At 33.8% G+C, this 2,187-nt stretch carries 3 protein-coding genes; all 3 read left to right on the top strand.

The annotated features are described in order from the left end of the window. The first annotated feature begins 109 nt into the window (after positions 1-109). Positions 110-1,012: a zinc ribbon domain-containing protein gene (locus tag AB5Z12_RS20680; RefSeq protein WP_173719179.1), complete on the top strand. Its 903-nt coding sequence runs from the start codon at positions 110-112 to the stop codon at positions 1,010-1,012. A gap of 3 nt (positions 1,013-1,015) precedes the next feature. Continuing rightward, entirely contained in the window at positions 1,016-1,723 is a 708-nt protein-coding gene (locus AB5Z12_RS20675; RefSeq protein ID WP_173719180.1) for a hypothetical protein, read from the top strand. A 37-nt stretch (positions 1,724-1,760) separates the two neighbouring features. Further along, positions 1,761-2,187, top strand: a 427-nt coding sequence (locus tag AB5Z12_RS20670; RefSeq protein WP_368357535.1) for a hypothetical protein, incomplete at its 3' end; no start/stop codon positions are given.

The following is a 2,187-nucleotide window of genomic DNA, read 5'->3' as shown; positions in this document are numbered from 1 at the left end:
ATATTCAATGTCTTTTTTTATTGAGATTAAACAAAATATATTGTAAAATAATACGTATAAACGTATAAAAATAACGATAAAAACAAATGCTAGGAAAGGGTGGGAGAATATGTATTGTGAAAATTGTGGTAAGTTAATTGAGGAAGGTAATAAGTTCTGTCCATATTGTGGAACCAAGTTGGTAGGAACAGAAGAAAAAGTTGAGGAAGAGATTTCGCATGAAATACGAACTGACGAAATACCCGAACAGGAAATACCCAAAAGAAGTACCATGCAAGATAATATGGAAGAAAAACAGGTAAATCAGAGAGAAAGCACAGAAGAAAAGACTGTGCAGAAAAATAGTGGAAACCCAAAGGGGGCAGTTATTGAAAATCCAGGTGTTCCTAAAAAGCAATCTCATTTGATAAGAAATGTTGTTATTGCTGTAGCTGCATTATGTGTTGTTGGTTATGCTGTTTCCAGAAGTCAGAATAAAAATAAGCTCAGTCAGGAAAAGATTGATATAATCACCGAGCTCAAGGAAAATGCACCATTGCAATCTGAATATTTTGAGCAGTGGGATGGCACAATATATAGTTTTTGCAACGGAGACAAATGGAAAATTAAATATTCGGATGAAAATGTTTCGGTACGAATTACAGAGCCAGAAATACAAGAATGTCTTTCAGGCTGGTTTGATACGGATAATCTCGGAAATGATGGAACATTTGCATATATTTTTAATAAAAATCAGATAAATATATATCTTGACGTCGATACTTCGGAAGGCAATATATCTATTTTAATGTATGATGTTGGAAAGGATGAATATACTCTTATGTCTGATGGAGATACATATTACATATCAGATGAGTTGAAAGATTATCTGAATACATATGGACTAAGTGAAATTTTGTTAGACGATGTGGATAAATTCAGAACTGATATATCGTCTATGGATTTAACTGTTCAAGATATATTGAAATTGGATAACACAGATATTGAAAAATATTTGGCAAAGGATAAGTAAAATATGAAGTATTGTGAAAAATGTAATAAATATTATTCTGAAGATAAACGCTATTGTTCTGAATGTGGGTGCATATTGATTAATAAGGATAAATCGCAAAATAGTAGTAAAGCAGGGAATGTGCATTGCGATATTGAAAATTTAGAGATACCACCATATGAACATTTTCTAATGCAATTTTTGATTCCTACTGTAATTGGGCTAAGTATTGCAGAACTAATTTTTACATGGCAAATGCTTGCAACTGGTATTCCGAAGATATTGGATGGATTCTGGGGAAGTTTTGTATTTTATGTTGTTATATGTGCAGGGCTAACGAAAGCTCGAGAATGGCTTATAGAAAAATACGCTGGGAACACTGAAATGCGAACATTTGGTATTAGTAGAACAATTTTGAGCGATTTAGAGAATGCATTAAGCTGGCTGTATCCGGTTGTTGAAATTTTATGTGGGATTCTTTGTTTAAGATATGCAGGAGAAGTTCTTGAACTTTTCGAGGGGGCTCCAGATTGGACGAGTGTCGAGTTTTATGTAGACTTTTTGTTGGTTTGCTTACGTTGGGCGTATAAAGTGAAAGATTGGGTGATGATACCTAAGGGAGTGGAATTACTATGGAATATTTCAACTGTACATAGAAAATTTGATAAGGATATAAAGATTGGGGGTGTATGGAAGAAGATTAAGGAGCGAATACTTAATTGTTTGCCATAAAAAAATGATGTAAATGGTTGAAAAATGGAGGGAATAAATGAAAAGATTTCTTATATGGGGAATAAAGTGGACTTGTCTTAGTCTGTGTGGTTTTGCGTTATGTGGAAATATGGCATATGTAGCTGTTAGTGCTAATAGTTTGGCTTATGATGAGGATAGCTCAAGTGATGAATCGTATACGAATAGTAACGATTATACAGAAAACAGTTTTGCAGAATCAGATACCAGTGTGAAAAATTTTGCAGAATCAAATGATAATGATGATGAAAGTTATTCAGAACCCAATGATTATGAACAGCCAGATGAAATACAGGAGGCACAGGACAATGAACCAGAAACAGGATTAAAGGCTATACAGGGATTTGGGAAAAAATCTGAAGAGAATATAGCGGAGAAAATCTCTAATCCTTACGGTGTATACTATACAACACCTAAATGCGAGGATATGGATGATTACTGGGGAG

The organism is Ruminococcus sp. RTP21358st1_G6_RTP21358_211008 (genome assembly GCF_040908885.1).
Lineage (GTDB): Bacteria > Bacillota > Clostridia > Lachnospirales > Lachnospiraceae > Blautia_A > Blautia_A faecis.
The sequence above is the reverse complement of the archived record's forward strand: the minus strand, read 5'-3'. Positions and strand labels throughout refer to the sequence as shown.

What these genes read in the sequence shown, in the direction of transcription:
- AB5Z12_RS20680 (WP_173719179.1), top strand. Translation starts at nt 110, where the DNA reads ATGTATTGTGAAAATTGTGGTAAGTTAATTGAGGAAGGTAATAAGTTC.
- AB5Z12_RS20675 (WP_173719180.1), top strand. Translation starts at nt 1,016, where the DNA reads ATGAAGTATTGTGAAAAATGTAATAAATATTATTCTGAAGATAAACGC.